The organism is Bacteroidales bacterium (assembly GCA_012517825.1).
Lineage (GTDB): Bacteria > Bacteroidota > Bacteroidia > Bacteroidales > JAAYUG01 > JAAYUG01.
This window is the reverse complement of sequence record JAAYUG010000192.1, coordinates 1-7,342: the sequence shown is the minus strand read 5'-3', so window position 1 is coordinate 7,342 and position 7,342 is coordinate 1. Positions and strand designations below refer to the sequence as shown.

Genomic DNA, 7,342 nt, shown 5'->3' with positions numbered 1-7,342 from the left:
GGATGGCTACCGGAGTTTCATAGGGCGTCAGGTCGATGATGTCGCGTATTACGGTATCGGAAAGATCTACCAGGCCGGCTTCCTCCATGCGCAGGTCAACATAATCGTTCATCTGGCAGGAACGGAGGGAAAGATGCTTTATGCGTGCCTTCTGGAAAGAAATCGTGCCTTTTCCGAAGTCGGTGCCGTCGAGATATACTTCGGCTTCGGGATAAATGACCTGCTCGAAGGAAAACATCCCTTCGCCGACCGTAGCTTTCTTGAACAGAAATTTGCCGCTTTTCAGTTCGCTTCCTTCAAACGTTACCTCTCCGTTACCAAAACTGCTCCGGTTAAAATTGATCCGGCTTTCGTTGAATTCGGCCATGCGAAAATCCACCTTTCCGGGCCCGAAGTCAGTGCGCTCAAAGTTGATCTCGCCGCCGCCGAACTTTGCATAATGAAAATCCACTTTCCCCTGGCCGAACCGGGTCACCTTAAACGACACCGTTCCCTGTCCGAACGAGGCATTGATAAACGAAACGTCTCCATCGCCAAAATCGGTGTTCACAAACAATACATCCCCGTTGCCGAAACCGGTGTACCGGAAATCTTTTGTGCCGCTGTGAAATTTACTGTTTTTGAAGGATATTAGTCCTGATCCGAACTGGCAGTTGGCAAAATCTATGTTGCCGTTACGGAACAGCACATAGCTCATGTTCAGACTGCAGTCGGCAAAACGGGCTGAATTGAACGACACCAGCCCGCGGGCGAATACGGTGGATTCGAAATCAACCGATTCCCCGCTGAACTCAGCAAAGCTGAAATCAATCCGTGCACGGCAGTTGAAAAAGGCCCTCCGGGCGGAAAACGCTTCCAGCCTTACATACGATTTGGCCTCCAGGTTCCGCAGAGCCCTGTATTCTGTCAGTGAAAACCTTTCAATGTAGCATTCGCTGAGATTGATTTCCTTTCCTTCGGAAATAAGATGGTAAATTGCTTCTGCCGGCGCATAGCCGTAATCTTCTTCCAGGGTTTTTTCCCCTTCCGGGTCGGAATACACAATCCTTACTGTCCCGGGCCAGGTCATTCCTCCGGAAGTCCTGAACGGGGCATCAGTAATTTTTACTTCGAAATCAGTAAACTCGGTGAACATATGGCAATGGTTGTTACCGTTATGAGGCAATTGGTATTGTTATGTCGTTTCCGCTGTTTTACCTTTTTCTTTTCTCCCGGTTTCCGTATACTGGTTGAGCGCAATAAGGTTTCCTCAGGTGCGCCGGCAGACTTCCCTGAAGCTACAGAACTGGCAGAGTTTCTGCCGGCTGGTTTGTGTAAAGGGTAGGGAGGGTTCGTATATTTCGAGCAGAAGGCGCCGGAGTTTTTCTTCAAATTCGTGCATGAACGGCGAAAAATCGCTCACCGGGGTTTCGTTGCTTTTTGTTCCGGGTTCTTTTATGCCGATGGAGGGATCAAACGTTTCGTTAAACATTTCGCGTAAAAAATAGACCGCAGGTTGTACAACTCTTCCCTCATTTGCCAGGGAATAAAGATAGCAATAAAAGAAAATCTGGAAAGCATACCGCAGGTCTTTGCCGTGTTCTGAAGTGAAAAGCATATCCAGGCCGGTAAGGGTTTCCTTTCTTCCTCCGGTTTTATAGTCTATGATGATGGTTTTCCCGTCATGGCTGATAATCCGGTCGGCATTTCCTCCGAGCATGAATCCTTTAACCGGCTTATTGCAGGGCATCTCGACAAATCCGGCAAGGGATTGTTCCAGCCCGGTGAGGGTGTAAGGGCAGAATGTGCGGTCGGTTTCCAGTACTTTTAGGGCATATTCTTTCAGCACATTCCTGATGATGATAAACTGCCCTTCCGGCTCAACGGGCTGATCGTCCGGTACATGTTTATAAACGTGCAGGCGCAGGGCATGGTCAACGGCATTCTGTATCTGTTCCGGGCTGACAGAGGCAAGGATTTCCTCCGTAATGAGCTGGTGCCTGAAACTGCCATAGAGTTTCCGCATCGTTTCATGAAAGAGCGTGCCGAAAATGCCCGCATCGGGTTCTTCGGTAAGTTCTTCCTCGGGTTTAACGCGGGCAATGTAGCGGAAGAAAAAGAGGAGGGGGCATTGTATGTAATCGGCCAGAGCGGACGGGGAAAAACGGCTCCCGTCGCGGGATGTAAACAGGGAAAGCCGTTGCAGTACTTCCGGCCCTTTTTCAATAACAATGGGCCTGGGCGACTGGAAGCGCACATTCATCCTGGCGGTGTTGACCGAAACCTGGCAGGGTTGTTCGTACAGAAGCTGGTAGGCAAACCGGCTCATCTTTCCCGAATCGGGCCCGGAAGCGGAAGTGTTCCAGAAGATTTCCGCTTTGCGGGCACGCTGGAGAAGGCGGTAAAAGTAGTAGGCATACACAGCATCCTGATGTTCGGCTGTTGGCATGCCAAATCCGTATCGCAGGTTCTGCGGGATAAAGGATGAAGGCTGGGACGTGCGCGGAAGCACCCCTTCATTGGCCGGCAGGATGATGACGTTTTCAAAGTCGAGATTTCTTGTTTCCAGCAGTCCGAGAATCTGCAGGCCCTGAAGGGGTTCGCCCGAAAGGGGTACGTGCAGATTTTGCAGAACGTTTCTCAGCATCCGCATATAGGTTTCGGGAAGCAAGGTGCCGGCTGATTCCGGAAGAAGGTCTTCCAGGTGCTGAAGGGCCAGATATACCGTCAGAATGGTTTCGCATTCGATGGTCCGGAGCGGATTGGCGGTTTCCCCGGACATGTTTTCCCGGTAAAACTGCACCAGAATGTCGCGCAACCTGGAGGGCAGGGTTCGCATATCGGCCACCGGGGTAAAGATGGTCTTCATGCGGCTCGTCTGGCAAAGCAGTTCTGCCGGCACCCTGATCATCTTCAGTGTGGTAATCTTCTCCAGCGCTTCTTTTTTTTCATCTTTCAGGCTGTCGAGCAGGGGATGATGGAGCAGGGACAATACGTGGCGATAATAATAACAGGGTTTTCCTTTATGGTCTTTGCCATTTTTCTGAAGCTCAAGCCACTGAAAAAGGAAAGTGTACACCTGCGATTCCCTCACCGGAAATCCGATGCTCACGTTGTAGGCATTGCATTGTTCGGGAAGGGTTTGAAGCAGGGGAATCAGCAGGTTTTCATCAGCCAGTACGATGGCGGTGGACAGAGGGGTATTGCTCCCTTCCAGCATGGCAGAGGCCGAACGTCCTGCAGAGGCGGCCAGTCCGGTGGAGGAGGGAAGTCCCGTAATCTGCACTTCCGGCCGGGAAGTGGCGAAGTCAGAATGCGGCATGAAATCATCGGGGGAGGGAAATTCTTTCCTGTTTTTTCTGAGGAAAAAACCGGCTTCATGCCATGTGTTGTCCATGTACCATGGATCCGTATCCCAGTAGAAGGAGGCTTTTCCTTCCGCCTTAAGGATGCGGAACAGCTCCCTTTCGCAGGCATTCAGAGCATTAAAGCCGGTGAAGCAGTAATGGCCGGGCAGAAAGGTTTCAATTCCCGAGGTTTTGAGTTTTGCTATCGCCTCGCGCGAATTCATTCCTTCGTAGGCAATTCCTGCGGCAGTAAGATTTTCTCTGAAACGCAGGTAGAGGGGATGCAGTTTGTTCCAGAAGGCAAGGAACTTTTCTTTTTCATCAGAATTTCTGGCTGAAATCAGGTGTTTCCAGAAGGCCCTTATTCCCTGGTACGGATCTTCCTCCGGCTGAAAGAGTTGCTCAATTTCTTTGATGTCGGTGAGGTTGCGGAACAGCTGACCGGCATCTACCAGGTATTTATCGGTATCGTCAAAATCGTGCAGGAGGGTTTCGCCCCAGGCAACAAATTCATCAATGGTTTCGGCATGGTTTTCAAAAACCTGTTGATAGGCATCGTACAAACGGAAAAGGAGAGGAAGGGTTTCCGGGACGATATAGCCCGTGATGCGGCTGAACAGCTCGCTGATGGTAAAACTTTCCGGCATCAGCAGGGGTCTGTCAATCATCTCGCCGAGGTGCTTGCGGAAAAAGAAAACCGATCGCCGGTTGGGAAAGACAAGGACCACGTCACCGTTCGCATGGTGGCGGTAAATGTGGTCGGCTACTTCTCTGAGAAAAGGTTGGGGCATATCAACGATTCTGATGTTGGTCAATAATGGATTTTTTTTCGTACAAGCGTCCCTGCCAGGTTTGTTTTTCCTCGAGCAGGCGTTCAAACCGGCGCTGAATTTCGTCGTACCGTACGGCGCCCCAGCCCGGGTTGACAAGAAAGCGGGGAGGCACCTCGGAGGCAATGCGCTCGATCACTATGTCCGGATTCAGCCGTTCGGCAAGCTGAACCATCAGGTGCAGGTATTCCTCAAGGGGAGGCAGGTAGAGGGAGTATGCATGCCTTCGGTACTCTTCGGCCAGTTTGGTATTTTCAAAAACCTGAAGCTGGTGGAATTTCACTGTATCGAGCGGAAGGTCAGCAATAATGCTGATATCCTGCAGTATGGTGTGGTTATTTTCGCCCGGAAGGCCGATGATAAAATGGGCTCCGGCAGGCAGGCCTCTTTGCCGGGTGAGGTCAAGGGCCTTCAGTGCGTCGCTGAACGTATGCCGGCGGTTAACCCTCAGCAGGGTTTCATCGCGCACCGATTCGATTCCGTATTCAACAGCCACATAGTATTTTTCTGCCAGGGAGGCCAGGTAGTCGAGTACGCCGGCATCAACACAATCGGGCCGGGTGCTGATGATAAGCCCGATGACCCCTTCACAGGACAGGGCCTCTTCATACAGTTGCTTAAGCCGGGGTAAAGGCGCGTAGGTATTGGAAAAGGTCTGAAAGTAGGCCAGGTACCTTCCTGCCCTGCGGTAGCGGAAACGGTGAAAACGGATTCCCTCGCTGATTTGCTGTTTGACGGGAAGTGCGGGCCGGCAGTAGGAAGGGTTGAAGGCGTCGTTGTTGCAGAAGGTACATCCTCCGGTACCTTTACTGCCATCGCGGTTGGGACAGGTGAGTCCGGCATCAACCGACACTTTCTGCACCCTTCCGCCAAACAGCTTCCGGAAATAGTCGGGGTAGGCATTAAAGCGCCTTTCGGTGCCCCAGGGATATGTGGTTACCGCTTTCATAGGGCTATCCGTTCTTTCCGGTTCAGGAGAGGGTACCAGACAATGCCCCGGGGAGACGGAAATCCGGCCCCTGCCAGCAGATTCATGTATTCCTTTACCTGCCGGGTATGGGAAGCGCTGGTTTCTTCGCCAAATTTGTAGTCAATAACAACGGTTTCTTTTCCGTTGGCCACGATTCTGTCGGGACGCCTGGTTTCTCCTCCGGGAAGCAGGATGTCATTTTCGGTGTATATTCTCCAAGCGCCGGTGAAATATTCTGCCATTTCGGGGTCGGCCAGCATCGATGTTATGCGGTGTTTCAATTCCGGGGCTTCCCGTTTTGCTATTTTCCCTTCCATAACCGCCTTTTGCACCACCGTACCGGCATCCTCTGCATGCCGGATTCCGGCCAGAAGGGCATGCATCAGTTTTCCTTCATCGCGTGCCGTGTGGACAGGTTCGCCCTGTTCGGAGAAATACTCTGATGCATTTTTCTTTACCAGAAGAGGGAACCGGTTGGTAAAGAGGCTTCCTTTTTCCTGCAAGGGCAAAGCTTCTTCTTCTGAGGCGGGTGTTGTTCTGCGCTCAGGAAAGGAGCCTCTGAAGAAGATGGTTCTTCCTTCTTCCTCCCGTTTCTGCAGTGAGGTGCCATCCAGGAGGTTGCAGACGTCGAGGATTAGTTTCCGCGCATGATAATACCTGCTTTCTTTGTCGGAAATAACAACAAGGCCTTCGCGGGCGCGGGTAAATGCAACGTACAGCAGGTTGAGGTTGTCCACATACGTCTGCATTTTTTCGGTGAAATATGCTTCCCTGAAATCGGTTTGTGCAAGCTGTTTGCTGTACCGTACAGGAAACCAGGTGCCTTCTTCGCCTCCGACAAGGTTTTGATGTATCCACAGAAAGGTGGTCTGGGTTGGATTATGGTCGAGATTCCAGACAGGGTCAGGCAGGATAACAACCGGGAATTCGAGGCCTTTGGCTTTGTGGATGGTCATAATCCGCACAGCATTTGATTTTTCGGGGATGGTGAGCGAGAGTTCATCCGCCTTTTTGTCCCAGAAATCAAGAAAACCGTACACATCAGAAATCCCTTTCCTCACAGCTGTATTCACCTGATCCATGAAGGCGTGCAGGTAGGGTTCCTGTTGTTCTTTCCGGTCAAGGCCGAAGAGGGAAGCAAGCCGGCCGCAGAGAATCTGCAGGGGCAGTTTTTTCAGTTCGGCTGTCTGACTTACAAACTCCGGCGGCAGAAAGCTTTCTGCGGTTTCTCTGGTGAAGGTAACGGGCGGATACTTTTTCCCGCCGGGAAGTTCCATGCCCAGGTAAAGGAACAACTCATTGAGCAGGTTGAGGTTGTTCAGCTGGTCATCCGGATTTTTCAGGTAGCGCAGAAGACTGCACAGGACCCGCACCACCGGTGACTGGCTGAGCAGAATGGCTTCCTCGGTAATGATGCCGGGCGGTGCAGTACCCGGCCCGTAGCTGGCAGGGTTCAGAAGCCAGGAGGCCGCCGCTTCGGCTTCATCTTTCGTCCGTACAAGAATCGCAATGTCTTCAGGCCGGTATCCTGCGGAAAACAGTTCGTTTATGGTCTGCACCAGCCTCAGGGGAGTGCGCGATTCTTCCTCCCTAACATCAAAGATTTCCATCCTCACAAATCCTGTTGTCTGCATCTTCTCTTCAGCTACCTTCTGCCGGCAATCCCGGTAAGCTTCGGCCATGAATTTTACCAGATCATCATCAGGGGGCAGACCGGTTTCCTCACAGAATTTGTTTTTAAGGCACTCCATTGCCCCGGTGAAGAAATCGTTGTTGAATTCTACAATGTTTCTGACACTCCGCCTGTTTACCGGAAGGAATTCCGTTTTACTGCGGCCGGGAAAGTTCCGTGCGATTTCCCGCGCCAGAATACGCCAGTCGCTGTTTCTCCAGCGGTAAATGGACTGTTTTACATCGCCTACCACCAGGCTGGTCTTTCCCTCACCCAGGCTGTTGGCAATAAGCGGCCTGAAATTGTTCCATTGCAGGGCAGAGGTGTCCTGGAATTCGTCGATCATATAGTACAGCCAGGTGTTTCCTGCCCGCTCGTAGATAAAAGGAGCGTCATTTCTTCCTATCAGCTGATGGAGAATTTTATGGGTATCAGAAAGCAGATGCAGGTTTTGTTCGGCAAGGTACTCGTGCAGAAGTTCCGCAAGGTCGGATAAGATGGCCCATACGTAAAAATTCCGTGTAAGCGTTTGAATGGTATAAAG

The 7,342-nt window shown here is 51.5% G+C and carries 4 protein-coding genes; all 4 read right to left on the bottom strand.

Annotated features, from left to right (window positions below):
* A partial coding sequence (locus GX419_13180) for a hypothetical protein (GenBank protein NLI25649.1) occupies nt 1-1,135 on the bottom strand: 1,135 nt, incomplete at its 3' end.
* Nucleotides 1,136-1,249: 114 nt separating this feature from the next.
* On the bottom strand, nt 1,250-4,141 hold the full coding sequence (locus GX419_13175) for a hypothetical protein (GenBank protein ID NLI25648.1): 2,892 nt from the start codon (nt 4,139-4,141) through the stop codon (nt 1,250-1,252).
* On the bottom strand, nt 4,119-5,105 hold the full coding sequence (locus GX419_13170) for a TIGR01212 family radical SAM protein (protein NLI25647.1): 987 nt from the start codon (nt 5,103-5,105) through the stop codon (nt 4,119-4,121). Before GX419_13170 ends, GX419_13175 begins: the two co-directional genes overlap by 23 nt.
* The coding region (locus GX419_13165; protein ID NLI25646.1) for a UvrD-helicase domain-containing protein at nt 5,102-7,342 on the bottom strand (2,241 nt) is incomplete at its 5' end. The genes GX419_13170 and GX419_13165, both read right to left, overlap by 4 nt.

Bases quoted from the DNA above. Each gene is read 5' to 3' on its own strand.
- GX419_13170 (NLI25647.1), bottom strand. From the start codon at position 5,105: ATGAAAGCGGTAACCACATATCCCTGGGGCACCGAAAGGCGCTTTAAT.